This is a genomic window from Streptomyces sp. NPDC101151, from assembly GCF_044768335.1.
GTDB lineage: Bacteria > Actinomycetota > Actinomycetes > Streptomycetales > Streptomycetaceae > Streptomyces.
Genome location: NZ_JBIWPP010000019.1, coordinates 17,381 through 40,919 on the forward strand (window position 1 = coordinate 17,381; position 23,539 = coordinate 40,919).

Below are 23,539 nucleotides of genomic sequence, written 5' to 3' on the forward strand. Positions count from 1 at the left end.
GGACCCGCTCTCCCTCACACCCGAAAGTGGAAGGAATCTCAGTGAAGCACCCCGACGACGACAACGAACTCTTCAACCGGCTGGAAGCCGAAATCGCCGCCGACTCCGGGGGCGAGGTGGTCGACCTCGACAAGGCCCGATCGGCCCGCAGCGAGTCGGCCGACCCGACCACCCGACCCGACGCCGACCCGTCGGCCGACTCCGAGAGTGGTCGGTCGGCTGCCGAGTCGGGCGACCCGACCACCCGACCGCTGGTCGACCTTCCGGCCGCCAAGGCGGCCGGTCCGGGCTACCTCGGTCGGCTGCTCGCCGCGCAGCGCCGTGACGTCGTTCCGGCGTGGCTGAAGTCCACGGCGGAGCTGAAGACCGCCACCGGATGGGTGGCACGGCACTACGCCCACTCGGTCGGCTACCACGCGCTGCGCACGCCGGTCTACGCCGCGCGGCTCACGCTTCAGGCACCGTCCGGGGCCGCGAAGTTCCTGGGCGGCACCATGCGGTGGGTGGCCGACCGTGAGGGCGAACCGGTCCGCCTCGCCGCGGTCCGCCGTGAGGACGCGGCCGAGTACCTGAAGCTGTCGCGGCAGCGTGACGGTCGGGTCCGACTCCGCACCCTGGTGGCCGTGCTCGCGATGTTCATCGGGCTCGGTTCCGCGCTCGCCATCTACGTGCTCGCCCCCGACTGGCTTCAGGCTGTGTCGGTGAGCGCGGTCGTGATGGCGCTCGGGTTCGCCGGACGCAAGGCCGATGACCCGGTCATCCACCGCGCGGTGGAGCTCCCGAAGGCGGTCAAGCTCACCAGTGACATCGTGCTGCGTGCGCTCGGCTCGCTCGGCATCCCGGCCATCAACCAGGCGCAGGGCAAGGGGCGGGACGGCTTCGAGTTCACCGCCCCGATCACCCGCGACGGTCCGGGCTGGCGTGCGGAGGGCAACCTCCCGTACGGCGTGACCGTCACGGACGTCATCGAGCGGCGCGACCGGCTCGCCTCCGGCCTGCGCCGCCCGCTCGGGTGTGTGTGGCCCGAGGCGGTCCCCAACGAGCACACCGGACACCTGGTGCTGTGGGTCGGCGACCAGGACATGTCGACCTCGAAGAAGCCCAAGTGGCCGCTGCTGACCAGCGGTTCGGTGAACCTGTTCAAGCCCGTCGCCTACGGCACCGACCAGCGCGGACGCTGGGTCGAGGTCACCCTGATGTACATCGCGGGCATCATCGGCGCCATCCCGCGCATGGGCAAGACGTTCCTGCTCCGCCTCCTGCTGCTGATCGCGGCGCTGGACCCGCGCGCCGAGTTGCACACCTACGACATGAAGGGCACCGGAGATCTGGACCCGGTCGGCAACGCGGTTTCGCACCGGCACGCCGCGGGCGACGATGACGAGGCCATCGAGTACGCGCTCAGGGACTTCCGGGCGCTGCGCGAGGAACTGCGCCGGCGCACGAAGGTGATCCGCTCGCTTCCGCGGGACATCTGCCCGGAGTCGAAGGTGACCAGCGAACTCGCCGACAAGCGCTCCCTTGGCCTGCACCCGATCGTGATCGGGGTGGACGAGTGCCAGGTGCTCTTCGAACACCCCAAGCACAAGGACGAGTTCGAGGAGATCGCAACCGACCTGGTCAAGCGCGGTCCGGCCACCGGCATCGTGCTGCTGCTCGCCACCCAGCGCCCGGACGCGAAGGCGCTGCCCACCGGCATCAGCGCGAACGCGTCGGCGCGCTGGTGCCTGAAGGTCATGGGGCAGTTGGAGAACGACATGGTGCTCGGCACGTCCGCCTACAAGCGGGGCGTGCGGGCGACCATGTTCGCCTGGGGCGACAAGGGCATCCACTACTTCGTGGGTGAAGGCTCCGACGCCCGGATCGTCGGCTCGGTCTACGTCGACGGGCCCGGCGCGGACAGCATCGCCGCACGCGCCCGCAAGGCCCGTGAGCTGGCCGGACTGCTGTCCGGGCACGCGCTCGGGGAAGAGCCCGAGACCGTCGCGAGCGCTTACGACCTGCTCGCCGACCTGCTCGCCGTGATCCCCGTCAAGGAAACCAAGGTGTGGTCCGAGACCGTCGTCGCGCGGCTCGCTGAACTGCGCCCCGAGGTCTACGACGGATGGGAGCCGGAGACCCTCGCCGCCGCGTTGAAGCCGCGGGGGCTGTCCACGATCCAGGTGGGCCGCCGGGTGGACGGCAAGGTCGTCAACCGGCGCGGTGTCGACCGCTCCCATATCACCGCCGCGATTGCAGAGCGTGACGGAAAGCGGGACGCGGGCTGACCGCCACGGGCCGATATCGCTAGCGGCACACCCCGCTAGCGTTAGCGGCCCGCTTAGCGCCCCAAACCCGCTCTGATCAGGTCGCTAGCGCATAGCTGCCCACCTGCGGAAACCCCTGAAACCCGCCTGGAAGGGCCCTTCATGACCCTCACCCTGCTCGCTATCACACTCCTGCTTGGCGTCACACTGTGTTACGTCGCGGTGTGTGCGGCCTCGCCGTTCGGCGACTGCCGCAAGTGCCGCGGCATGGGCCACAAGCTCAAGACCGACCGCAAGGGACGGCTCAAGCGCGGCAAGGACTGCCGCCGCTGCCACGCCACCGGCAAGCGCATACGCGTCGGCCGCTGGCTCTACAACCGCTTCGCCCGCATCTACCGCGCCGGCACCGCCGACTGACCCCGGGAGAGGACCCATGTCTCACAGCCCTGAGCACCGCCGGCCGCCCGTCATCGTCTGCCACGACGAGGCGAGTGACTTCCTGCCCTTCGCCGAAGTCCAGGCCTCGTTCCGCACTGATCCGGCCGGCCTCGCCGAACTGCGCCGCGCACTGGCTGACATGCGTGCCCGGTTCACCAGCCTCGCCCGCCCGGAGGGCTCGCGATGACCCTGACCATCTCCGCGGTGCTGCTGTTCGGCGTCGCCTCCGTCATCGCGGTGAAGACCCGAGCCGCCAACGCGGGCGGCGCGGTGCTGCTGTTCCTGTTCGGCTTCTTCACCGCCGGGACCGGCGCCTACGGCCCGATTCACGACCTGGTGGCGTCCTTCGCTCGCTTCCTGTCCCAGCTCGGCCACTGACCCGAGGAGTACTCGTGAACGAACCCATCGTCGCGCGGCACTGGCTCGCCACCGCGACGCCCAAGGCCGCGCCCGCCATCGCCACCACGACCGTGCTCGCGCTGGCCCGGATCTGGAACGCCAACGGCGCCGAACACTCCGTCGGCAACGCCGCGTTGATGGCCGTCCTGTCCGCCGGTGCTGCCGCCGCGGGCGTGGCCGCGGGCAACAGCACGGGCGATTCCGTGCTCGTGGGGACCGCGTTCGCCGCTTCCGGCGCGCTCGCCTTCGCGGGCGTGGCCGGATACGCCGACGGGCTCCCGCTGCCCCTGCTGCTGTGGTCCCTGGCCACGGCCGGCGCCTACGGCCTCGCCGCCCGCTACTGGCGCCACGACCACCGCGAGACCGTCGCGTACGAGCGACAGACGAGCGAGCGGCGCGAGGAGTACGCCCACGTCGAGCGCGTCGAAACCCTCCGCGCCACGACACAGATCGAGGTCGCCCGCACCGGAGCCGCCTACGCCGAACAGCTCGCACAGGCCCTCGTCACCCGCTCCACGCTGCCCGGCTTCGACCCCAAGGTGCTGGAAGCCGCGGGACTCCCGGAGATCCCGCGGGGGGATCGGTGAGGTTCTACCTGACCACGCACAAGCGGCATTGGGTTCGGCTGACCAGGGTGCCGCTGTTCTTGAAGTCCGAGCACTTCGTGAACGCGGTCAAGCTGGATGCGGCGCGCGGTCCGTACGCGGTGGACTCCGGCGGGTTCTCGGAGCTCCAGCGCCACGGCTGTTGGACGCGCTCCCCGCGCCAGTACATCGAGGACCTGCGCCGCATCTGGGAATGCGTCGGCCCCTACGACTGGGCCGCACCGCAGGACTGGATGTGCGAAGACCTCATCATCCACGGCGGCACCGCCGGACCAAACGTGTTCGTCGGCACCCACCTCAGCGTGCCGGAGCACATCCGCCGCACCGTCGCCAACTTCCTCGAACTGCGCTCCCTCGCTCCCGAGTTGCGCATAGCCCCTGTCATTCAGGGCCGGACGGTCGCGGACTACGAGTCGTGTGCCGAGTTGTACGAGCGTGCGGGGGTCGACCTGACCCGCGAACCCACGGTCGGGCTCGGCTCGGTCTGCCGCTTGCAGTCCACCCGCGAGGGAGCGGCGATCGTGACCGCGATGGCCGCGCGCGGGCTGAAGCTGCACGGCTTCGGCTTCAAGACGCTGGGACTGGAAAGGGTCGGCCACCTGCTCGCATCGGCCGATTCCGCCGCGTGGAGCTATCACGCCCGCCGTAGGCCCCCGCTGCCCGGCCACACACACAAGAACTGCGCCAACTGCATCGACTACGCCATGCGCTGGCGTACCCGCGTCCTGGCCAGCCTGCCGCCCTGGCAACAGCCCTTCCTCGACGCGTCCTGACGAAAGGAAGTCATGTTCGAGATCCGCATCATCTGCGACCCCGCCGACACCGAACCGATCGTCGCCGCGCTGGACCGCACGTTCACGACCGGCACCGTGAGTGTCTACCCCTCCCGTGACCGCAAGCGGAACCGCCTCTACGCCCGCGCCGAGCACAAGCCCACCAGCGCCGAGCCCGCCGAGGACGGGCTCACCCCCGAGCAGGCGTACGCCGACGCCCCCAGCATCAACAGCGAGATCGGGTGGGTGGCGCGGACCCTCGCCGACGCCGAGTGCTTCACCGAGCTGGATCGGGAGTTCTACCTGCGCAAGGCCGCCCTGCTGGATCGCATCGCGCTGCTCGACGAGCCCGACGTGCCGTACGGCGAGGCCACCAAGGCCGCCGACGCGGCAGCCGTGTTCCTGCTGGACATGGACCAACCGGGCCCGTTCTACGAACCGCGCGCCTACGTCCGCCGGGAGTACGCCCTCTCGCTCACCGCCGAGCAGTAGCTGTGGCTGGGGCGGTCGCCTCTCGCCAAAGACCGCGACCGCCCCGGTTCTCCGTCCCTTCGACAGAAACAGGAGACCTCCAGCATGACACCTGACCGCAAGACCCTGCGCCCCCGCGGCACGGACCAACAGGACGGCAGCAATCTGCGCACTGCGCTGTACCTCGCGGCGGCCGGTGTGCCGGTGCTGCCGCTGCGGGACGGGAAGGTACCGTTCGGCAACTGCCGCGCGTGCGCCAAGAACGCGTGCGGCGGGCGACCGAACATGAAGCGCGCGGGCACCTGCAACTGCCCCGCCCCCTGCCACGCCTGGGCTGCTGCCACCACCGACCGGAACGCCCTCACCTCGCCGCTGTGGGTGGCGGCATGGGGGCGGGCCGTGTGCGTCGGCTACCACCCCGGCGGGGCGGGGCTGACCGTGGTCGACCTCGACAACGCGGCGGCCGTCGTCTGGGCCCGCGAGACCCTGCCCACCACCCGAACCGTGGCGACGACGCGCGGAGAGCACTGGATCTACCGGGGCGTCATGGGGTCGCACAACGCGGTCCGGGCTGGCGTGGACATCAAGTCCCTGATGTCGTACGCCCGTTGGCTCGGTCCGGGCACCGGTCGCATGGCCGATCTGCCGTCCACCGTCCGCGCCCTGGTGGTGAAGGAAGAGACCACCCCCGCCCGCGGGGAGGTGGTCTCTTCCCTCCCCGAGCGCGCCACCTGGGACCGGACAGTGGCCACCGGATGCCGCCACACCGACGTCTACGTCCGCACGGGCCTGGAAAGGGGCCTCACCCTCGTACGCTCCCGCACCGAATCCGGTGCCGGATCACAGGCGTTCGGCGTGGCCCGGTTCCTCGCCGCACAGCACACCGGCTGCCCTGGCCCGTGCGGAATCGACGTGATCGGGGCAGAGATCGTGGCCGCAGCCGTCTCGGTCGGTGTCCCCGAGCCCTACGCCCGCCGCGCGGTCACCAACGGCCTCAACGCGGCCGAGAGGGGCGCCGCATGACCTATAAGCCCTTCAATCCCCTGAAACAGCCTCAGAACGCCACACAGGCCGCACCACGGGCCACCGTAGGCGACCGAAAGGACGTCGCCGAAGGCGTCCGCACTGCACTCGGTCCTGACCCGCACACCGGAGCTCCCACCGAAGGGAGGGCAGCCTCATGACCGCACAGCCTGTGGACAACACCGACCTGTGGGCCGGACTGCCCACCCTCGACGCGCCGCCCGCACCCGTGTGGGAGGACCCCGTTCCCCTCGCCGGGCCCCGCAAGCTCGCCCCCTTCCCCACCGCCTCGCTTCCGGGGTGGCTGCGGGAGTTCGTGGCCGCGGTCGCCGAGGAGACACAGACCCCCGTCGACCTCGCCGGATGCATCGCCCTGTCCGTGCTCGCCACCGCGGCGGGCGGAAGGGCGGTCGTGCAGGTGCGCGGGCACTGGCGCGAGCCCACCAACCTCTACGTCGTCGTCTCGCTGCCGCCCGCCAACCGCAAGTCCGCCGTGTTCGGCCTACTCACCGACCCGCTGTACGAGGCCGAACAGCAGCTCCGCACGCTGACCCAACCGGCCATCGTGGAAGCCGAGATGACCGCCCGGCTCGCCAAAGAGGCAGCCGACAAGGCCGCGTCCAAGGCAGCCACGGCAGGCGCGGACGAGCGGGATGAACTGGTGGCCACGGCGATCGCGCTGGCGCAGACCGCGGAGAGCGTCAGCGTGCCGGCCAAACCGCAGTTGCTCGCCGACGACACCACCGCCGAGACGGTCACCTCCCGCATGGCCGAGCAGGGCGGGCGGATCTCCGTCATGTCCGCGGAGGGCGACATCTTCGACATCATCGCCGGACGCTACTCCGGCAAGCCCAACATGGGCGTCTTCCTCAAAGGCCACGCCGGCGACCGGCTCAAAGTTGACCGGCAGACCCGAGAGGAATACATCGAACACCCCGCCCTCACCATGGGCTTGTGCGTGCAGCCACAGGTCTTGGACGACATCGGACGCCAGGACGGGTTCAAAGGTCGCGGCCTGCTCGGCAGGTTCCTCTACTCGGTTCCCGAGTCGCTGGTCGGCCGCCGCAAGATCGAGCCGGACCCTATCCCCGAGCAGGTCATGGAGACCTACCGGCGCCACGTCCTCGACCTGACGCTGTTCCTCGCCGAATGGACCGATCCGGCCCTCATCCAGCTCACCCCCGAGGCGGTCGCCGCCCTGAAAGCCTTTCAGGCGCGGGTGGAACCGATGCTGGAAGCCCGCGGCGGCATCATGGGCCAGATCGGCGATTGGGGCGGCAAGCTGGTCGGCGCCACCGCGCGCATGGCCGCCTTGCTCCACCTCGCCGAACACCTCACCAAAGGGCACACGGTGCCCGTGGCGGAAGCGACCATGCGCGACGCGATCGCGCTGGGCGAGTACTTCATTAGCCACAGCCTCGCCGCGTTCGACTCCATGGGAGCTGACCGCATCGTCGAGCGGGCCCGCACCGTGCTGGAAGTGCTCCACGCCCACGGGTGGCGCGAGGTCAGCAAGCGGGACCTGATGGTCAAGCTCTCCCGCTCCGAGTTCCGCACCGCCAACGACCTCGACCCCGTGTTGGCCCTGCTGGAAGACCACGGATACGTGCGAGCCCAAGCCGTTCAGCGCAGCGGAGGACGCGGCCGGCCCCCCTCGCCCCGCTACCTCATTCACCCCCGCCTGACCGACCAGACCGCCTGACCCCCGCCACAGAAACCACAGAATCACAGAAATAACCCCGACAAGCCCCTGACCAGCACAGACAGCCCCGTCAGGGGCTTGCGGAGCGCTGCCACAGAAACCAACCGAGAAGCCACAGAAATAACCCGCCACCGGCCCCGCCGGTCCGGCCACCTATTTCTGTGGAACTTCCCGCGATTTCTGTGGCAGCCCCCACCGCGCTGCATCGCCGCAGGTCAGCCCGCCAATCCAGGGTTTCTGTGGTTTTCGTGGTTTCTGTGGCGGCTCTCGGCTGGTCCCACCACCTTCCCTTGCTCTCTCGCCCAAGGAGGAGTCGTGGCCAAGCCCCGCGACGAGATGCTGACGATCCCCGAAGTGATCGAAGAGATAGGCGTACCGCGAGCGACGTTCTACCGCTGGCGGCAGTACAAGAAGGGCCCGAAGTCCATCAAGCTCCCGAACGGCGCGGTGCGAATCCGCCGGTCCGAACTGAGTCGGTGGCTCCAGACGCTGGAGGAGAGCGCGTGACGAAAGACGCCGACAACGGGGCCAAGCAGAACAACCGCTCGGCCCCGGAGGGGTTCTCGCTCGACGTGCGCCTGTGGAAAGTCGCCAAGGCGCAGAGCAAGACGCGTCCCTACCAACTCCGGTGGAAAGTCGGAGGAAAGGTCAGTAGCGCCACCTTCGCCACGGTGGCTCTCGCAGAGAGCCGCAGATCTGAACTGTGGCAGGCAATGCGCCGCGGCGAGGCATTCCGCATCGCCGACGGTCTGCCTGAATCCGAGGTACGGGCCGAGGTCACTGCGGAGCAAGTCCGTGAGGAACTCCCCTGGTTCGCATTCTGCCGCGAGTACATGGCGATGCGCTGGCCAACCGCCGCGGCCAAGACCCGTGAGGGAATCGCCGACGGGCTCGCAGCGGTGACGCTGGCCCTGGTGGAGCAGGAACAGAAGATGCCTTCACCGGAAGAGCTGCGCCTTGCCTTCCGGTGGGCGGTCATTCCCAAGAACGCCGAACTTGACCCGCCGGAGGAACTTGAAGACGCCTACGGGTGGATCTCCAAGAAATCACTTCTCGTCTCCTCGCTGGAAGACCCGAAGATTCTCCGCGATGTTCAGTATCGGATCTCCTTCAAACTGGATGGCACTCCCGCGGCGGGGGAGACCTCCCGTCGTCGTCGGCGCGCGCTCAACACGGCGGTTGAATACGCCATCGAGCGCAAGCTGCTGACGGAGAACCCACTCACCGCCATCAAGAAGGTGAAGAGCTCCTCATCGGACCGTGTGGACCCCCGTGTTCTCGTGAACAAGACGCAGGCCGCTCAACTCCTCGCCTCGGTCTCCTACATTGGGACATGGGATCGCAAGAAGGGCCGGCGCCTGGTGGGCTTCTATGCGGTCATGTACTTCGCGGGGCTCCGCCCGAGTGAGGCCGTGGGCCTCAGGAAGGCTGATTGCTTCCTCCCAGAGAAGGGGTGGGGGAGTCTGACGCTCCACGACACGCACCCCGTGTCTGGCAAGCAGTGGACAGACAGCGGAGAGCGCCACGACAAGCGCGGCCTGAAGTCGAGAGAGGCCAAGGAAGACCGGCCAGTCCCGATTCCGCCGCCGCTCGTGACCATGCTTCGCGCCCACCTGAAGGAGTTCGGCACGGCCAAGGACGGGCGGCTCTTCACGAACGAGCGGGGCGGTCTCGTGGGCAGCAGCACCTATTGGCGTGTGTGGCGGGACGCTCGGGAGTACGCACTCCCGCCGGACCTTCAGGCTTCCATCCTCGGGGGTCGGCCGTACGACCTGCGGCACACCTGCATTACCACGTGGCTCAACGCCGGAGTGCCAGTCGCCGAAGTAGCGCGTAGGGTCGGCAACTCACCCGAAGTGATCCATCGCGTGTACGAGGGATGTATCTACGGCCAGGAAGAAGTCATGAACAACAAGATTGAACGCGAGCTTGATTGGCCGGAATGATCGCCTACTCGGCTGCCTGATCTGGTATCTGGCCGCGTCTCAGGAGGGCGCGGCCAGCGGCCAGTGTGGAGTGGATAGCGGGAGCGGTGATAGGGATGGATCCTTCGCCTCGGCGGCGCACGATGCTGATGAAAGCTCCCTCCACTTGGCCGTCCACTACAGCACCGTGCACCAGGAATGGCTTCAGTTCTTCAGGCTGCGGGGGGACATGAAGGAACACGATTCCCTTGCCATCGGTCTCGTAATACTCGATATCCAAGAGGTCGGGCGGCGGATAGAGGTGATGTTCCAGGGCGCTCTGATATCGGCGTAGTGTTCTGCCGTCGATCGGGACGGGATGAACGCTATGGATCACCTCTCCGCCTGGAACCTTCTTTCCCTTCATGCCGACCACAACGATTCCGCCGTACTCCGCGTTGGCGAACCTTGAGACGGATTGCGCGAGGGAGATCTTCCCTTGTGTCGAGTCGAGGTCATAGTGGCTGCTCTTCACATCGAGCCAAGGTCCCTCGGGTTGTCCTACCAGGACATCTGCATGTCTGGCTCTGAGTAGGTCCAAGGTGGTCTCGCGCGTGAGGTGGCCACTTGCGAAGGCATCTAGGAGGGCTATCGCGCCATGCCCGATCTCGTACAAGTCCTCCAGGGTCCTCTGGCGAAGACTGCATTCGATATCGAAGTCCCACACCCAAGGAGAGGTCACTTGGCTGCTCACCATTTCTACGTTTCGCAGCGCAGCCCTATGGCGAGTGAGGTAGGGGTGCAGGGCTGATCGGTAGAGCGGCTCTGGAGAGCCCTCGTCGTCGTCCTCGTGTGCCTTTGTGACTACCTCGACGCGTACCAGTAGCTTTCCCTCCTGCTGGACAAAGCTCACTGGGCCGGGAGTGCTGTACTCGTCGTCGAACTCGTCGTAGTCCCCATCCACGACGTAGACCTGCTCGTCGTCGGCCAGGCAGCTCATCAGGGCTGCTCGGAAGTCCGTCGCCTTGATGGATGCCAGCTCAGATGCGTGGAAGGTGAAACCCGCGTCGCGGTAGACCCGCTCCATCTCTCCAAATATCAGGCGATCGCTCCGCCTGTCGTGGCGGATGGTCCTCTGCAACTGAACCCCTCCCCGAGCGACGCTCCGCCGGCGCCAGTCATGCGCTGAGCCGCAGGGGCTCGCGGTCTGTAGCCGTGCGTCACCGATCTCTATCGCAGGTCTATCGCAACTTGTGCGTACCAACGACAAAGAGCGGGACCCAGTGAGACTGGTTCCCGCTCTCTCATGTCGGCATCCGCCCTGGTCAGCGTTTGATTTCTGCTGATCCTCGGCGAGTGCCCCCGGCAGGATTCGAACCTGCGCACACGGCTCCGGAGTGATTGCGCCGTTCAAGGTCCAAACCCCCATTGACCTGCGGCGGAGCGGGGGTGGGCAGGGAAGGGGACGGTGACTGTGTCGGAGGTGTGTCGCGGAGCCCCTGCCGAGCACCGTCTAGCGCCGTCTTGCCTCCCCCGACGCCGGAGGGGCCCGGCTGGTCAGCTTCCGGTGGGCGATGGCACGGACAGTCCGAACCCAGCAAGTGCGAGAGCAGTGCAGCTACTCCTTGCCAGCGTTTTCCTCGCCCTGCGCGCCCTCGGGGCTCTTAAACTCCGCATGGGGGTGGGAGAAGCGTCGGTCCCCGCCCACCTCCGAGACGACACACGCGTCACCCGTCGGGTCCGTGTCGACGGCCTCCGCATACCCGTTCGCACGGATTGCCCACGCCAAAACTGGCTGGGAGGACTCCCAGCCTTCCTCCTTGTCGAACCACGTGATCACCCAGCCGCCACCGGGCGCGATTCCAACGATTGGGTTGGCCTCGCGGACTTCCTTGAACCCGGCCATTTCGTCGGCGCGCATCAGCCGGTTTCGCAGCAACACCAAAGCCCGGCCTTGGTCGTCCCAGGCGTGCACGGGCTTGGTCAGCGTGACGTTGTTCTCGTTCACATACACGACTTCCGTAGGCACGGACGGGATGAGCATGAGACCTCCAGGGAGAGCGGCCGGGATGACTCCGCCTAGTCTCGGAGACCGCGGCCGAGTGAAGGGCCGCATCGCCAGTTTCTGTCCGAGAAGAGCCGAGTGTTACTTCGGACCGATGCTCCTTCGAGACCGCCAAGCACTGTCACATGGGGCAGGCAGGGCTCCGTCCGAGCGAGAGGCCTGTAGGCGCCGACGGCTGGCATGCCACGATGGGGCGAGTCGGAACCGATGAAGGGAAGGCGACGTGCAGCAGGCCAGTCCGCGAGGCACGTACCTGGAAGTGTCTGAGTCTCTGCGCAAGAAGATTGACAAGGGGGAGATCACCGAGGCGCTGCCCTCTCAGGCAAAGCTCGTGAAGAGCTACGGCGTGAGCCGCAGCACTGTCGAGCGGGCGCTGAGCGCACTCAAGGCTGGCGGTGTGATCGAGTCTGTACCGGGGGCCGGCTGGTACGTGGCGGGGACAGGCGACAGACGACCGCTGGTGGAGCGGGTCACCGACATCATGCGGACCGATGGACTCAAGGTCGGTGATCGCTTCCCCACAGAGAAGGAGCTGTGCGATCGGCTTGGCGCATCGCGGACTGCTGTGCGCTCTGCTATCGCACAGATGGAGGGTCAGGGACTCATCGGCAAGGGAAGCGTACGAGGGCGGGAAGTCCGCGCCCTACCGGCAGGACAGGGGGAGTAGACGGCGTGACGACGAGTGAACGCGTCGAATTCGATGCGGATGAGGCAGAGAGCATCCTGCGAAGTGCGTGCCTCGTGGTTCACCTGAATCCAGACGGAATCAAGATCCTCCGGTTGGGGGACCATGCGGTATTCCGTATCGACGGCGGCCAGATCGTCTCACGAGTTGGCCGTAGCCCCGACCGACTACCTTCCGTACGCCGGGAGGTTGCCGTGGCCCGGTGGCTGGCTGCTCACGACTACCCGGCCGCACGCCTTGTCACGGACGCTGAACAACCCGTCGTAATCAAGGGCCACCCTGTGACGTTCTGGGAGGGTCTGGCGGACGGAGAGACCTTTGCTACTACAGGCGAGATGGGCACGCTTCTGCGACGGCTCCACGACCTGGAGCCGCCGCCTCTTTTGCTGCCTCCGCTACGGCCATTCGACAAGGTCCAAGAGCGCTTGGAGCGGGCTGTGATCTCGAAGTCGGCTCGCACGTTTCTGTGCGGGCTGGCTGGGGACCTGGCAGACGAGTACCACCGTCTTCAGTTCGCCCTGCCGGCGGGGCACCTCCATGGAGACTTCAACGTCGGCAACGTTCTGCATGACGCGGCGGGTCGGCCCAAGGTGATTGACCTGGATGGGTTCGCCACTGGCCCGCGCGAGTGGGATCTTATGCAGACGGCTATGTACTACGACAGCTTCGGCTGGCACACGGAAGCCGAGTACAACGACTTTGTAGACGGCTACGGCTTCGATGTCCGCCAGTGGTCGGGGTACACGGTTCTCAGGGGCGTCCGTGAACTTCTCATGGTCACATGGCTGTCTCAGAATGCCGGAGCGAATCCGCGCGCTGCTGAGGAGGTCGAGAAGCGAGTAGCGAGCCTGCGCTCAGGCGGATCGCGCCGAGACTGGGCCCCGTTCTAGGGCGTTACACCGCCTGCTGCCAGAGGCGAAAGCTGCGAGCCTGCTCCTCGAAGTCGCGAAATTCTGCAGCCTTTGTCATGCCAGGTGTGATGCGGTCCTTGAATTCCCGTACGTACTGCACACAGCGTGCGGACTTCAGGCTCTCCCCGAGTTGCAGTGCCTCTCTCGCGATGTCGAAGCCGCGGCTGATCTCCCCTTGGGCAATGTACGACTCAGCTTGTACCATCGTCGCGAAGAAGTCGCTCCGGTTGTTGAGGCCGTCACCGACGATCGACCCTGCCCCGCGCTCCGTGGCTTCGACCGAGCGCCCCAGGTCGCGGAAGCAGTGGCCGAACTCCGCAGCAAGCTCTACTTCATCGAAGTAGGCAATCCACGGCGGGTCACTGTCGGCGGTGCGGAGGCTGAGTTGCCGTTCTGCTTCTGCCAGGGCTAATTCGCAGCCTCGGGCGTCGTTCATGCGTGCGAGGGCCCTTGCTTCCATGGCTCGGAATTGCGCTGCCAAGGTGGGTGTAAGGCTCGCTGCTGGCCCCATGCTCGCCGCGCGTGCGAGCGTAGCGCCTTCGCGGTAGTTGCCGAGGAAGGTTGCCTGATGGCTCATTGCGGAAAGGATGCTGCTGCCCAAGAGCCTGTCACCCGCGGATTGAGCCATCCGCAGTGCCTGAATGAGGTAGCGCTGAGCTGCCCCGTGAAGGCCGCTGTCGTACGACATCCAACCTGCGATCAGCAGTGCTTCGGCGACAGCGTTGTGCAGTCGTCGGCCGACGTCATCCGTGTATGTACCGTCCAGTATGGGCCGCACATCCGAGTGCAAGTATTGGATTAGTGCCCGGCGAGCGTGCCCCCCGCCGAACTGCCCGTCGAGCCTGGCGAACATGTCGGCTGTCGAGCGGAGCATTTCCACGTCGGCTGAGCCGACGGCCCTGGTTCCTGATCGGGTCAGGCTCGCGTCAGCAGGGGCCACAAGGAATCGTACGGACGTTTCATGCCAGGCAACGGGATCCGGCTTGGCCTTGACCAGTACGTCGGACTCAGCGAGATCGGCGCGCCAGAGGTCGGCCACGGTCTTCGTCGCGTCTTCGGGACGGTCGGCGAAGTCAAGGCCAACGCCGGCTTGAACTGCTGCGGTTGCTGCGGCGCCCATGCCGATGTCATCGAGCGTGAGCGTCCGCCCGACCTTGCGGCCGATCGCGTCGGCTATGAAGCGTGGGAGGTCACCTCGGGGGATGGACCCCTTCAACCAGCGGCTTACGTAGGTGTGATCACAGGTGATGTCCTTTCCTGCGCGGGCAGCGGCGGCCAGGACGGCACGGGCGAGGGCCTTGTGTGAGAAGTCGCCTTCCCTTATGAGCGCAGCCAGCTTGTCGTTCCCGTCTGCCATTGCTCCCCCTGGTCGCAGTCGCAGTCTCGCCGTGGCGCACCTCCACTCTACGCAGGTCAGCCGGGGGGTGTAGAGGGTTTACACCCCCCACTGCACGAGTGCACCCCCAAGTGAACGCTCCTGAAGTTCGTTCCTGCTGGTGATAGTTGAGTCATCGCCACGGGGCAGGCCGGCGGTTCCGAGATCAAAAGCCAGAGCGCTTGACGACGCGGAATCCGTCTGCCAACGTGAGTGGTAGGTAACACACACCACGCATCGCGGGGTGTGGCAGTGCCCGGATGGCAAGGCCCGGATGCCGCACTGCGGAGAACTGAACAGTGATCGTGCGGGGCTGACGCGAGAGCGGCGGTCACGGCAGGTGCCTAGGGCGAGGGTCCGGGGGCAAACCGCCGCGATGGACGAAGCTCTCCCCCTACGCGCCTTTGGCAGGCGCCACCCGATCCCGGGTGTGGGGATGTACAGCGGGAGCCCCAACGCACGTGGCGGTAAGAGTGAGACCGCCCCCGCGGCGACCGGGTGACGTCGTCGGCGGCACGCCACCCTGTACCGATTCGTGCAGGCCGCCTGCTGGCGTCAGAGCAGCGACGATGACGCACCCGATTTCCCGGCTCGGGACCGGTGCCCGTGGCAACGGCGCACTGGTGAAGCCCGGTTCTACCTCTACTTCTTCTGTCCCGCGGCGCGGTGCGCTGCGGCCGGTTGCCTCCACTGCTCGTCTCGTACGAGCAGTGCCGAGGGGAGCCGGACAGACCGCGACCCAGGAAGGGCATCCATGAGCAGGCACAGGGACAAGCAAGCCGAGGTGGACGACGGCTCGGAGAGGGCTGCCACGTACATGGTCGTGGCGTATCAGCGCGCCGCCGCAGTGTGTGAGGTCGCCAGCGTAGGCCTCGGCCTCAACGGGACGGACGCCGTCTACTTCGCTCACGAACTGCGCGAGGAGTTCCCGGAGGCGATCGTGGCGATCCTTCCCAAGAAGTAGGCGTAGTCGCTCTTATCAGCCCCGATGGTCGTAGGCCGGGTTCGACTCCCGGCCGGGGCGCTCCGGCCCGCCGCTTGCGCGGCGGTTGCCGTATCTCCCGGGTCAGCCGCCCTCTCGGAAATCTCGCGCGGCCCCGGTCTTCCCGTCCCTTCGACATGGGAGCTCCCATGCGCAATTACGTGTCCGGCCACCGGGCCGACACCCCACAGGACTTCTTCGAACTCGCCCTCGGTGCTCCCGTCGACCTCTGGCTCGGAGTCAAGGGCGAGAGCGAGAAGGAGCGCGCGGCTCGGCTGGACGCGGCCCGCGACATCATCACCGACCCGGACTTCTACGACCTGCCCGCGCGTGTCGTCCAGCACGACCCGGAACTTTTCAACGTGGTCGCGCTGCCCCGCTTCACCCGCCGCCGCGCACCGCGCAAGGCGGCTGCGGCATGAGCGAGGGTCTGACGCTGGACGACCTGAGTGTGCCGCTAAGGGTGCTGCGCCTGCTCGCCGCTGACTTCGGGCACCTGCCGGCGCCGGTGGTGGAGGTGACCGACATCTTCCCGAACCGGCTGGATCTGCGCTTCCACGACGCCTTGAGCGAGTTCGAGGTGTGGCGCGAGGCGCTGGGCATCGCACCGGACGACGTAACACACGGCACCCAGGGCGAGGGGCGCACGCGCGTCCTGAGCGCGTCCATCGAGTATGCGGGCGCTGAGCTGAATCTGGTGGCCTACGCCCAGCTCCCTGCCCCCGCACCGCCCGGAGAGCGCACCCCGCACGCCACTCCCGATGACCAGTACGCCGCCTGACCGGCCTGGTCCGACGGTCACCCCCTGACAAGGAGACAAGCCGTGAATCATCCCCCGGAGCGGTCCCTGAGCTGGGGCCAGGCACTCGTACTGGGTGCCACCGCGCTTCCCATGGTCGGCTTCGGCGGCCTGGGCGCATGGGGCACCTACAGCAACATCACCTCCGTCTTCCACCGCTCCGCCACCGCGCTCGGTGTGGTCGCTGCGGGCGAGGGCGCGACGCTCGTCCTGGCCCTGACCCTGGTGGGCCTGACCATGCTCGGACAGTCCTCACCGACCGCGGTACGCGTCGGACTGTGGACACTGCCCGCGGTGGCCTCCCTGACCGGCGCCGCGGTCGCACCGACCGGTACGGAGTCAGTGGTGTTCGCCTTCACCCCGATGGCCATGTGCGTGGCCGCGGAGGGCATGGGCCTGCTGGCCCGCCGCATCGTGGTCTACCGCACCGGCGTGGACGCCGAAGCGCAGCGCCGCAACGCCGCGGTCATGCAGAAGCTTGCCTACCACCGGGCCCGCGCCGCGAACCACCCAGAAAAGAAGGCGCGTGGGAAGTCGGACCTGAAGGCGTGGAAGCTCGCCAAGAAGGTCGGTACCGGTGACGCCCTGCTCGGGGCGCACCTGGTTGGCGTCCAGCGCGAGCGGATGACGGCCGGCGCGGATGCCGCGCTCGCGGGCATGTTCGCCCTGCCCGTCACGGCCCCTGCCCCCGCCGTGACGGCCGCCCCGGAACCGCCTGTGGTTGCGCCCGCGCAGGAGGAGGGCGTCACATTCCCCGTGACGGTGGAAGACACGCAGGTCACGGCCGAATCCGAGACCGTACCGGCCGTGCCCGTCACGCCCGTGACGCCGCCCGTCACACCGCCCGTGACGCTGGAGGAGATCGCCGCCGTGGCCGGCGTGCCGACCCCGCAGCCCGGGGAGCCGCTGACCGATGCACAGCTCGTGGCCGTCCTGCGGCACCTGCGCTACGCCGACGACCCGCCGCTGTCCTACCGCCAGGCGGGGACCGCCTTCCGCGAGGGCGGCTTCGTCGGCGGGGAGCAACGGGTGCGCAAGGCGTGGGGTTCGCTGATGTCCCACGAAGAATCCGACCTGAGCTGATCAACGCAACCAGCGAGGAGGCACGGTGGAGCGCGAATTCTGCAACGAGGACAAGCCGGACGTGACCGTCGGGAGGGACCCGTTCGCCTGGGACGTCTGCGACGAGGACTGGCAGGTCCCGATGTGTGATCCGTGTGAGCAGCAGCGCGCAGAGGAGATCTGACGCGCACCGCGTCCGGCACCACCAATGAAGGCCAGCCCACGGCAATTGGGCTGGCCTTCATTGCGACTGCCGGAAGCAGTCGAGCACCAGTGAAGCAGACCCGGTGAGCCCCGGCGAGCGGCACTCTCGCAGACCCGGTGAGCAGACCCCGCGGCCTGTAAGCGGACTTTCCAGAAGGAGAAATGACCATGACCCGCAGCGAATACCTGGGCAAGGCAGACTCGGCCGCCCGACGGGCCGCGAACCTCGCTGGCCACTCCGAGACCTGGGCGCACAACGAGCACCCCAAGGCCGACCGGTTCGCCGCCGCGGCCAACGCCTGGTCCGAGGTCGCCCGCATCTATGTGGCCATCGCCCGGACCATGCCCACCGACGAGAAGCAGGAGGCCTGACCCCTGGTCGGTAGCGCCCGTGAAGCAGACCCGGTGAGCCCCGGTGAGCGGCACTCTCGCAGACCCGGCGGGCAGACCCGGTGAGCAGTACGGCCCAACCACACGCGAGCGGGAGGGGAGACGAGCCGATGAGCGGCGCAGGCTACTGGTCCAAGGCGATCGCGAAGGCTGATGCCATCTCACCGAAGGCGGGTGCGCTGAAGCGGCTGGACCGCTTCCGCGGCGCGGTCGCCAAGCTGGACCCGGCCGTGCAGCTTCGCGCCTGGAACGAGCTGAAGGCAGCCGTCCAGACGATCACGGACAAGTACGCACGGTAATCGTTCACGTTCACGTTCACGAGGGGTGGACATGAACGTCTCCATGCCCTATGCGCGTGCGTACGCGCATGGGCAGACGTTCACGTCTCCCCGGTCACGACCGGTGAGGGAGAAGCATGGAGATCCTGCTGCTCTGCGCCATCGCCTTTGCGGCTGGACAGCGGAGTGAACAGGCATCCTTGGGTATCAGCCCGGCGGACCGGGCCATGGCCAAGGAGTACCGCAGGCACGAACAGGCGGTGCACCGCATCGCTGAGAAGCACGGTGCACCGCCCCCGGCGCCGGCGCCTCTGCCGGGTGCCTCGCCCTGGAAGGAATCGGCCCCCGCCCCGGCGGGGGCCGCCGCGGTTCCCGGCACGTTCCGCTCCGGCTACCGCAGTTACGCCCCGATGCCCCGCACTGCCACCCTGACGGGTCGGCGGGCCGGGGCGGCTGGCGCGTGGGCCGCCCGGGGCGTGGCGTGGGCCAGGGACACCGGCCGGGGCGCGCTGCACGAGTACCGCAGGCGGCGCGAGGCAGACGGGCACGAGGACCCCGCCCCGGTGCTGGCGGCGCTGCCCCCGACACATCCGCCAGCGGTACCGCCCATGCCGACAGAGCCTCCCACCGTCGGTGACAAGACGGACGAGGCCCCTGCGGCTCGCAGCACCCCCGAAGCGGATAAGGCGCCGGAGTCGGCCGGTGAGGAACTGCCCGACGGGGAGGACTGGGCGAGCGTCTACGCCTGGACGGACGAAGACGAACCAGAGCCCGCCGAGCCGGAGAAGACGCCCGAAGAGGCGCCGGAGAGGTCCGGGCCTGCCCCGTCCGGTGAGGCAGGCCCTTCCCCGGAACCCGCCGCACAGACGGAAGCCCCTGCCGCGCCGGGATCCGGAACGACATCAGATCGCAAGGGAGTTGGACGTATGGCCGCGGAAGTCACCTACGACTCCGTCATGGAGGAGAGCGACGAACTGTCGCTCATGTGCGACGACGACGTGAAGGTCTACGACCGGATCGGCATGCGCTGTGAACGGGAGATCGGCCGCGCCGACGCCCTGATCGCGGACGCCCGCAACGCCGGTGTCGGCGAATCCGTGATCGGCTGGATTGCCAGGGCCCTGGAGAAGTACCAGGGCATCCACTCCAGCCTGGACGAACTGAGGGACAACACGATCGCGCAGGGCGAGGCGGTCGTGAAGGCGAAGGAACTCCTTCGAGTCGGCCAGGGCCTGTACGCGGGCATCGCCCAGGACATGGAGGACGTCGCCGACCGCGAGTTCTACGTGTCGGACGCCGTCGACGGCGAGGACACGTCCGCCCAGTCCGAGACCTACGAGACCCGGGGGGCCTGACCATGGGTGCAGCAAAGACAGCCAGGTCGGTCGTCACCTACGCGGCCGTCATCGCCAGGGCCAGCGCGTATGCGATCCGGGCGGCCCGCACCAGGGCCGCCGTGGAACGGCTCCAGGCGCGCTTTCAGGACCGGGCCGACTCCGCCCGCTACCTCTCCGAGGCGATGACCGTCCTGGAGGTGGATGAGCCGACGACGACCGCCTACATGGAGGTGGCCACCCTCTCGGAGGCCATGGCACACAACGTCGGAACGATCGTCTCCCGGTCCGACGAACTGTCGAACGCGGCCGAGGGCCTGAGCCGGGAGACGCAGGCGCAGCACGGGCGGATGGCGGACGCGAACCGCACGCACTCCGTGCAGATGGCCGACCGGCGGTTCATCAAGCGCAACTGAGCCCAGCGGCACGGGCCGCGGACCAGAATCACGCACCACTTGCTGAGGGCGGGGCCGTTGGGAGCGGCCCCGCCCTCTGTCATCGCGAATGGAGTGGAGTCCCGGATGACAGCAACAACCGTACCGAAACAGGACAGCAAGAAGCAGGAGGTCACCGACCTGCGCCTGAAGGTGGCGCAGATACAGCGTTCCCCCGGCCTGTACGCGGGGGCCGCCCTGGCCGCCGCGGGCAGCATGCTGAGCGGCGACCCGCTGATGGTCACCACCCTCGGCGCCGGCGCGGTAGCCGCCGGGTGGACGGTGCTGGGCATGCGGCCCGGCCCGTGGCGCTGGCTGCCCGGCCACGGCGAGCCCTGGGAGTGGATGTGCCGCTCCTCACGGCGGGGCTACCGGCGTAGCCTGCGCCGGATGCGCCGGCGGCTCGGTGCCGAGCCGTACGCGCCGCTGCCCGGCTGGTACGCGCACCCCCACCGGCCCGCCCTGGTGCGGGCCGCCACAGCCGAGGTGCGCCGGCGCCGCTGCGAGGCGCTGCGCACGGCCTGGACCCGGGCCCTGCCCGACTGGGAGCGCGGCTGGTGGCGCCGCTACAGCCCGGCGGAAATGGCGCTGCGAGCCGGTCCGCTGATGGCGCTCCCCGCCTCCGGCTACATCGATATGCCGTGGTGGGCACGCCTGGCCCTGACCGCCGCAGGGACATCGTGGGGGGTGTGGGTGTCGGACCGGCCGGACCCGCGCCCGATAGCCGCCCGCACCGGGCCCGACGCCGACTGGTACACCGCCCGGTGGGCCGGGTGGATCGCCGCTGACCGCGGCCCCCTGCCCGCCTCCCACCTGGCCTCCATCGAGCTGGACGAGGACAGGTTGACTGCGGTCATCGTCTCCACCACGGCCCGGAGCGCGGCGGACGTCACCCAGGACCACGTCAGCATCGCATTCGAGGTGCCGCCCCGGGCCGTGAACGTCTACCGGCCCGACGACATGGCCGCCAACCGGGCCAAGCTGACCGTGCGCCTCAAGCCGCTCACCGAGCGGGCCGCAGACGACGACCTGTCGTCCGTCTGGCAGGAGTACAACCCGTACGAGGGCAGCGAACTGTACGGCGTCGAGGAGACCGACACCGGCCGCAAGTTCACGATCCTGCTGCCGCGCAAGGGCACATCGGCCACGGCCGTGCAGCCCCGCGCGATCGCCCAGGCGCTCGACATGCCGGGCGAGGAAGCCGTCTCGCGCCTGCACCTGCGGGCCCTGGACGCCCGCAGGATCGAGGTCAACGAGATGGCCTCCAACCCGCTGCAGGACGGCGTCCCCCTGGACCTGGAAGCGCTGCGCATGGACGCCGACGGGTACGTGACCATCGGCCGCGACATCTACGGCGAGAACGCCCGGTGGCGCCTGATGATCCCCAACGCGGGGAAGTTCGGCCTGTCCGGCGCCCAGGGCATGTCAGCCGTCCACTCCTTCGACTCCGGCACCACCGGGGCGGGCAAAACCTCCCTGGAAGAGGCCCTGCTGATCGCCCAGGCCATCAACGGGTTCGCTTCCTGGGTGGCCGACGGCAAGGGTGGTGTGGGCTACGCCTCGTGGGCCGATGACCTGGACTGGCTGGTCAAGTCGCCGCTCGGGTTCGCCCTGATGGCGCAGAGCGCCTCCGCGGTCGGCCGGTACCGGTTCGCCGTGCAGATGCGCATGCAGTGGCGGGACGCCGACGGCGATGTCGAGACCGGCCGAAGCTTCTTCGTGCCGGGCGAGCCGTTCGCCCCGATGCAGGTCACGTTTGACGAGTTCAACGAGATGGCCAAGGAGGGCAGCCGGGACAAGAACGCCGCCGCCGTGCTCAAGGGCGTCTCGCACCTGGGACGGCAGACCCGCGCGGCCGGCATCGGCGCACGCGTCCACGTGCAGATCCCCAACCTGGACGCCATCGGCTCGAACGCCGACGCCAACGCGGTCCGGGACATGCTCCAGTCCGGCAACATCGCACTCTTCCGCACCGCCCGGACGGACGTGGACTCGATGTCGCTGGGCTCGCGCACCCCCGAATTCCGACTGGAGCCGATCCCCGAGACGTTCCCGAACGGGTCCGGCACCGGGGGCCTGTGCTACATCGCCGACGGCGCAGCCCAGTACACCCAGTCCCGCGTGATGTACCACCACAACGCGGCCAAGGTGTTCCGCTCCCTGCCCCAGACGCCCCTCACGGACGGCGAGGCCGACGCGGCCGGCATCGCCTACCTGCACCGGGATGAGTACCGGCACATGGACGCCTCGGAAGAAGAGGCGTTCCTCACCGACCTGATCAAGTCCAGGTCCGGCAAAAAGAGTCCAGGCGCCGTCGTCATCGACATGAAGTCGGCCGCCCAGGCTGCCGAGGCGGTCGGGGAGGCCGAGGACGAAGACCTTGACGAACTGGTCCCCCTGCCGCCCCGGGTCCGTGTCTGGAACGCGGTGGACGGCGGCGCACGCCGCAACAAGCAGATTGCCGAGGTCACCGAGCTGAAGCCGTCCAACGTCGCCAACGTCACGACGCGGCTCGAACGCCTCGGCAAGCTCACGCAGATCGAGCGCGACTGGTACACGGCCGAACGCCTGGACGCCTGAACCCCTCGAAACGGAGCCCGGAATGACCCTCACCACCAACGGCCTCTTCCTGATCGCTGCCGCCGTGCTCGGCTTCTGGATGTACAAGGACAAGGGTTTCAAGAAGCGCGAGTTCATCGCGGTCTCGCTGTTCTGGATCGTCCTCGTTGCCACCCCGTGGGGCGGCAACGCCGTCAGCGGCGTGCAGGGCGTCCTCGGCAACGGTGCTCAGACCGCGAGTCACACCGTGAACAACGTCGGCGCCAAGTAGGCCAGTTCAGCAGGAGCCGCCCCGCAGAACACGGGGGTGGCCTCCCCCGTTCGGGCCGCTGGCCCGGAACAAGGAGCGCGCATGTCCCCTGAGCTGACCCCCGAGGAGAAGGCGCACGCCGACGCGGAAGCAGCCCGGCTGATCGCCGACTGGATCAGCGACAACACCCCCGTGGCCGCCACGGTCCGCGACACCACGCCCGTGCGTCCGACAGGAGCGCAGCCTGTGCCGCAGCCCGGACGGACTCCGATGAGCCAGAGGGCCACCGACATCAGTGGCGTGATGCTCGCCGCGAGTGTCGCCTCTGTCCCCATCGGCGGGATGACGGCACTTGTGCTCTACGTGCTGGGGCAGGCCGACCCGATCAATCTCGCCATCGGCGCCGGGGCCCCAGCCGGCCTGGTGGTAGCGGTCGGTATCGCCGCGAAGATGATCGGCCGCGCCGTACAGGAGGGCACACAGGGCGTGGCGCAGGCGGCGTCCGCGATGCCTCCCGGCGCGGTGCACCACCACTACACCGGCCCGGTCCGGGTGGAGAACAACGCGATCACCGCGCCCGCGTACGGGCTGATCGCCCGCAACCGCAACGAACTCAACCGCTAGCAGCGCGAAGGGCGGGCCCACGTCTC

At 68.3% G+C, this 23,539-nt stretch carries 28 protein-coding genes; 25 read left to right on the forward strand and 3 right to left on the reverse strand.

Features of this window, described 5'->3' with window-relative positions; genetic code table 11:
• Nucleotides 1–41 precede the first annotated feature (41 nt).
• The 11 genes from ACIRU3_RS29435 (at nucleotide 42) to ACIRU3_RS29485 (ending at nucleotide 9,603) form a co-directional block, all read left to right on the forward strand.
• Entirely contained in the window at nucleotides 42–2,267 is a 2,226-nt protein-coding gene (locus tag ACIRU3_RS29435) for a cell division protein FtsK (protein WP_404062321.1), read from the forward strand.
• A 141-nt stretch (nucleotides 2,268–2,408) separates the two neighbouring features.
• Entirely contained in the window at nucleotides 2,409–2,663 is a 255-nt protein-coding gene (locus ACIRU3_RS29440; protein ID WP_404062324.1) for a hypothetical protein, read from the forward strand.
• Between the two features lie 16 nt (nucleotides 2,664–2,679).
• Nucleotides 2,680–2,871, forward strand: a complete 192-nt coding sequence (locus ACIRU3_RS29445) for a hypothetical protein (protein ID WP_404062326.1) — start codon at nucleotides 2,680–2,682, stop codon at nucleotides 2,869–2,871.
• Nucleotides 2,868–3,062: a hypothetical protein gene (locus ACIRU3_RS29450; protein ID WP_404062329.1), complete on the forward strand. Its 195-nt coding sequence runs from the start codon at nucleotides 2,868–2,870 to the stop codon at nucleotides 3,060–3,062. The genes ACIRU3_RS29445 and ACIRU3_RS29450 overlap by 4 nt, the downstream gene beginning before the upstream one ends.
• A gap of 14 nt (nucleotides 3,063–3,076) precedes the next feature.
• Nucleotides 3,077–3,670: a hypothetical protein gene (locus ACIRU3_RS29455; protein WP_404062331.1), complete on the forward strand. Its 594-nt coding sequence runs from the start codon at nucleotides 3,077–3,079 to the stop codon at nucleotides 3,668–3,670.
• 47 nt (nucleotides 3,671–3,717) lie between these two features.
• On the forward strand, nucleotides 3,718–4,461 hold the full coding sequence (locus ACIRU3_RS29460; RefSeq protein WP_404062334.1) for a hypothetical protein: 744 nt from the start codon (nucleotides 3,718–3,720) through the stop codon (nucleotides 4,459–4,461).
• Nucleotides 4,462–4,473: 12 nt separating this feature from the next.
• The gene (locus ACIRU3_RS29465; RefSeq protein WP_404062337.1) at nucleotides 4,474–4,953 is read left to right on the forward strand and encodes a hypothetical protein; all 480 of its coding nucleotides are present in this window, start codon (nucleotides 4,474–4,476) and stop codon (nucleotides 4,951–4,953) included.
• Between the two features lie 84 nt (nucleotides 4,954–5,037).
• Entirely contained in the window at nucleotides 5,038–5,955 is a 918-nt protein-coding gene (locus tag ACIRU3_RS29470; RefSeq protein ID WP_404062340.1) for a bifunctional DNA primase/polymerase, read from the forward strand.
• A gap of 157 nt (nucleotides 5,956–6,112) precedes the next feature.
• A complete protein-coding gene (locus ACIRU3_RS29475) occupies nucleotides 6,113–7,657 on the forward strand; it encodes a YfjI family protein (protein ID WP_404062343.1) in 1,545 nt (514 codons plus the stop codon).
• A 315-nt stretch (nucleotides 7,658–7,972) separates the two neighbouring features.
• Complete coding sequence (locus ACIRU3_RS29480; RefSeq protein WP_101400676.1) at nucleotides 7,973–8,164, forward strand: AlpA family transcriptional regulator; 192 nt, start codon at nucleotides 7,973–7,975, stop codon at nucleotides 8,162–8,164.
• Nucleotides 8,161–9,603 (forward strand): tyrosine-type recombinase/integrase, encoded by a 1,443-nt coding sequence (locus ACIRU3_RS29485; protein ID WP_404062345.1) that lies wholly within the window; start codon nucleotides 8,161–8,163, stop codon nucleotides 9,601–9,603. Before ACIRU3_RS29480 ends, ACIRU3_RS29485 begins: the two co-directional genes overlap by 4 nt.
• 4 nt (nucleotides 9,604–9,607) lie before the next feature.
• On the opposite strand, the gene ACIRU3_RS29490 is transcribed toward ACIRU3_RS29485, so the two are convergent.
• Together ACIRU3_RS29490 and ACIRU3_RS29495 are read right to left on the reverse strand one after the other, a co-directional pair.
• On the reverse strand, nucleotides 9,608–10,648 hold the full coding sequence (locus ACIRU3_RS29490; protein ID WP_404062348.1) for a helix-turn-helix domain-containing protein: 1,041 nt from the start codon (nucleotides 10,646–10,648) through the stop codon (nucleotides 9,608–9,610).
• A 531-nt stretch (nucleotides 10,649–11,179) separates the two neighbouring features.
• Entirely contained in the window at nucleotides 11,180–11,605 is a 426-nt protein-coding gene (locus tag ACIRU3_RS29495; protein ID WP_404062351.1) for a hypothetical protein, read from the reverse strand.
• Nucleotides 11,606–11,849: 244 nt separating this feature from the next.
• On the opposite strand from ACIRU3_RS29495, the gene ACIRU3_RS29500 reads away from it, so the two are divergent.
• Both ACIRU3_RS29500 and ACIRU3_RS29505 read left to right on the forward strand, forming a co-directional pair.
• The gene (locus ACIRU3_RS29500) at nucleotides 11,850–12,293 is read left to right on the forward strand and encodes a GntR family transcriptional regulator (protein ID WP_404062354.1); all 444 of its coding nucleotides are present in this window, start codon (nucleotides 11,850–11,852) and stop codon (nucleotides 12,291–12,293) included.
• Between the two features lie 5 nt (nucleotides 12,294–12,298).
• Nucleotides 12,299–13,201, forward strand: coding sequence for a phosphotransferase (locus ACIRU3_RS29505; protein ID WP_404062357.1), 903 nt, complete (start codon nucleotides 12,299–12,301; stop codon nucleotides 13,199–13,201).
• 4 nt (nucleotides 13,202–13,205) lie between these two features.
• Here ACIRU3_RS29505 and ACIRU3_RS29510 read toward each other — a convergent pair whose 3' ends face one another.
• Entirely contained in the window at nucleotides 13,206–14,579 is a 1,374-nt protein-coding gene (locus ACIRU3_RS29510) for a hypothetical protein (protein WP_404062360.1), read from the reverse strand.
• Between the two features lie 772 nt (nucleotides 14,580–15,351).
• Between ACIRU3_RS29510 and ACIRU3_RS29515 the strand changes: the two genes are divergently transcribed.
• The 12 genes from ACIRU3_RS29515 to ACIRU3_RS29570 all read left to right on the forward strand — a co-directional run bounded on the left by ACIRU3_RS29515 (nucleotide 15,352) and on the right by ACIRU3_RS29570 (nucleotide 23,513).
• Nucleotides 15,352–15,561: a hypothetical protein gene (locus ACIRU3_RS29515; RefSeq protein WP_404062363.1), complete on the forward strand. Its 210-nt coding sequence runs from the start codon at nucleotides 15,352–15,354 to the stop codon at nucleotides 15,559–15,561.
• A gap of 167 nt (nucleotides 15,562–15,728) precedes the next feature.
• Nucleotides 15,729–16,001, forward strand: a complete 273-nt coding sequence (locus tag ACIRU3_RS29520; RefSeq protein WP_404062366.1) for a hypothetical protein — start codon at nucleotides 15,729–15,731, stop codon at nucleotides 15,999–16,001.
• Nucleotides 15,998–16,360, forward strand: coding sequence for a hypothetical protein (locus ACIRU3_RS29525; RefSeq protein WP_404062369.1), 363 nt, complete (start codon nucleotides 15,998–16,000; stop codon nucleotides 16,358–16,360). The genes ACIRU3_RS29520 and ACIRU3_RS29525 overlap by 4 nt, the downstream gene beginning before the upstream one ends.
• Nucleotides 16,361–16,402: 42 nt before the next feature.
• Entirely contained in the window at nucleotides 16,403–17,461 is a 1,059-nt protein-coding gene (locus tag ACIRU3_RS29530; RefSeq protein WP_404062372.1) for a hypothetical protein, read from the forward strand.
• Between the two features lie 25 nt (nucleotides 17,462–17,486).
• Nucleotides 17,487–17,624, forward strand: a complete 138-nt coding sequence (locus ACIRU3_RS29535) for a hypothetical protein (protein ID WP_404062374.1) — start codon at nucleotides 17,487–17,489, stop codon at nucleotides 17,622–17,624.
• A 188-nt stretch (nucleotides 17,625–17,812) separates the two neighbouring features.
• Complete coding sequence (locus tag ACIRU3_RS29540; RefSeq protein WP_404062376.1) at nucleotides 17,813–18,016, forward strand: hypothetical protein; 204 nt, start codon at nucleotides 17,813–17,815, stop codon at nucleotides 18,014–18,016.
• Nucleotides 18,017–18,144: 128 nt separating this feature from the next.
• A complete protein-coding gene (locus tag ACIRU3_RS29545) occupies nucleotides 18,145–18,333 on the forward strand; it encodes a hypothetical protein (protein WP_404062378.1) in 189 nt (62 codons plus the stop codon).
• Nucleotides 18,334–18,449: 116 nt separating this feature from the next.
• Nucleotides 18,450–19,667, forward strand: coding sequence for a hypothetical protein (locus tag ACIRU3_RS29550; RefSeq protein WP_404062381.1), 1,218 nt, complete (start codon nucleotides 18,450–18,452; stop codon nucleotides 19,665–19,667).
• Nucleotides 19,668–19,669: 2 nt separating this feature from the next.
• A complete protein-coding gene (locus ACIRU3_RS29555) occupies nucleotides 19,670–20,062 on the forward strand; it encodes a hypothetical protein (protein WP_404062383.1) in 393 nt (130 codons plus the stop codon).
• 105 nt (nucleotides 20,063–20,167) lie between these two features.
• A complete protein-coding gene (locus ACIRU3_RS29560) occupies nucleotides 20,168–22,660 on the forward strand; it encodes a hypothetical protein (RefSeq protein ID WP_404062386.1) in 2,493 nt (830 codons plus the stop codon).
• Nucleotides 22,661–22,682: 22 nt separating this feature from the next.
• Complete coding sequence (locus ACIRU3_RS29565) at nucleotides 22,683–22,910, forward strand: hypothetical protein (protein ID WP_404062389.1); 228 nt, start codon at nucleotides 22,683–22,685, stop codon at nucleotides 22,908–22,910.
• 81 nt (nucleotides 22,911–22,991) lie between these two features.
• Nucleotides 22,992–23,513, forward strand: coding sequence for a hypothetical protein (locus ACIRU3_RS29570; RefSeq protein ID WP_404062392.1), 522 nt, complete (start codon nucleotides 22,992–22,994; stop codon nucleotides 23,511–23,513).
• The last annotated feature ends 26 nt before the right edge of the window (nucleotides 23,514–23,539 follow it).

Coding starts and splice junctions, on each gene's coding strand:
- ACIRU3_RS29440 (WP_404062324.1), top strand. CDS start 2,409: ATGACCCTCACCCTGCTCGCTATCACACTCCTGCTTGGCGTCACACTG.
- ACIRU3_RS29445 (WP_404062326.1), top strand. CDS start 2,680: ATGTCTCACAGCCCTGAGCACCGCCGGCCGCCCGTCATCGTCTGCCAC.
- ACIRU3_RS29450 (WP_404062329.1), top strand. CDS start 2,868: ATGACCCTGACCATCTCCGCGGTGCTGCTGTTCGGCGTCGCCTCCGTC.
- ACIRU3_RS29465 (WP_404062337.1), top strand. CDS start 4,474: ATGTTCGAGATCCGCATCATCTGCGACCCCGCCGACACCGAACCGATC.
- ACIRU3_RS29470 (WP_404062340.1), top strand. CDS start 5,038: ATGACACCTGACCGCAAGACCCTGCGCCCCCGCGGCACGGACCAACAG.
- ACIRU3_RS29475 (WP_404062343.1), top strand. CDS start 6,113: ATGACCGCACAGCCTGTGGACAACACCGACCTGTGGGCCGGACTGCCC.
- ACIRU3_RS29490 (WP_404062348.1), bottom strand. CDS start 10,648: ATGGAGCGGGTCTACCGCGACGCGGGTTTCACCTTCCACGCATCTGAG.
- ACIRU3_RS29495 (WP_404062351.1), bottom strand. CDS start 11,605: ATGCTCATCCCGTCCGTGCCTACGGAAGTCGTGTATGTGAACGAGAAC.
- ACIRU3_RS29510 (WP_404062360.1), bottom strand. CDS start 14,579: ATGGCAGACGGGAACGACAAGCTGGCTGCGCTCATAAGGGAAGGCGAC.
- ACIRU3_RS29515 (WP_404062363.1), top strand. CDS start 15,352: ATGAGCAGGCACAGGGACAAGCAAGCCGAGGTGGACGACGGCTCGGAG.
- ACIRU3_RS29520 (WP_404062366.1), top strand. CDS start 15,729: ATGCGCAATTACGTGTCCGGCCACCGGGCCGACACCCCACAGGACTTC.
- ACIRU3_RS29525 (WP_404062369.1), top strand. CDS start 15,998: ATGAGCGAGGGTCTGACGCTGGACGACCTGAGTGTGCCGCTAAGGGTG.
- ACIRU3_RS29540 (WP_404062376.1), top strand. CDS start 17,813: ATGACCCGCAGCGAATACCTGGGCAAGGCAGACTCGGCCGCCCGACGG.
- ACIRU3_RS29545 (WP_404062378.1), top strand. CDS start 18,145: ATGAGCGGCGCAGGCTACTGGTCCAAGGCGATCGCGAAGGCTGATGCC.
- ACIRU3_RS29550 (WP_404062381.1), top strand. CDS start 18,450: ATGGAGATCCTGCTGCTCTGCGCCATCGCCTTTGCGGCTGGACAGCGG.
- ACIRU3_RS29555 (WP_404062383.1), top strand. CDS start 19,670: ATGGGTGCAGCAAAGACAGCCAGGTCGGTCGTCACCTACGCGGCCGTC.
- ACIRU3_RS29560 (WP_404062386.1), top strand. CDS start 20,168: ATGACAGCAACAACCGTACCGAAACAGGACAGCAAGAAGCAGGAGGTC.
- ACIRU3_RS29565 (WP_404062389.1), top strand. CDS start 22,683: ATGACCCTCACCACCAACGGCCTCTTCCTGATCGCTGCCGCCGTGCTC.
- ACIRU3_RS29570 (WP_404062392.1), top strand. CDS start 22,992: ATGTCCCCTGAGCTGACCCCCGAGGAGAAGGCGCACGCCGACGCGGAA.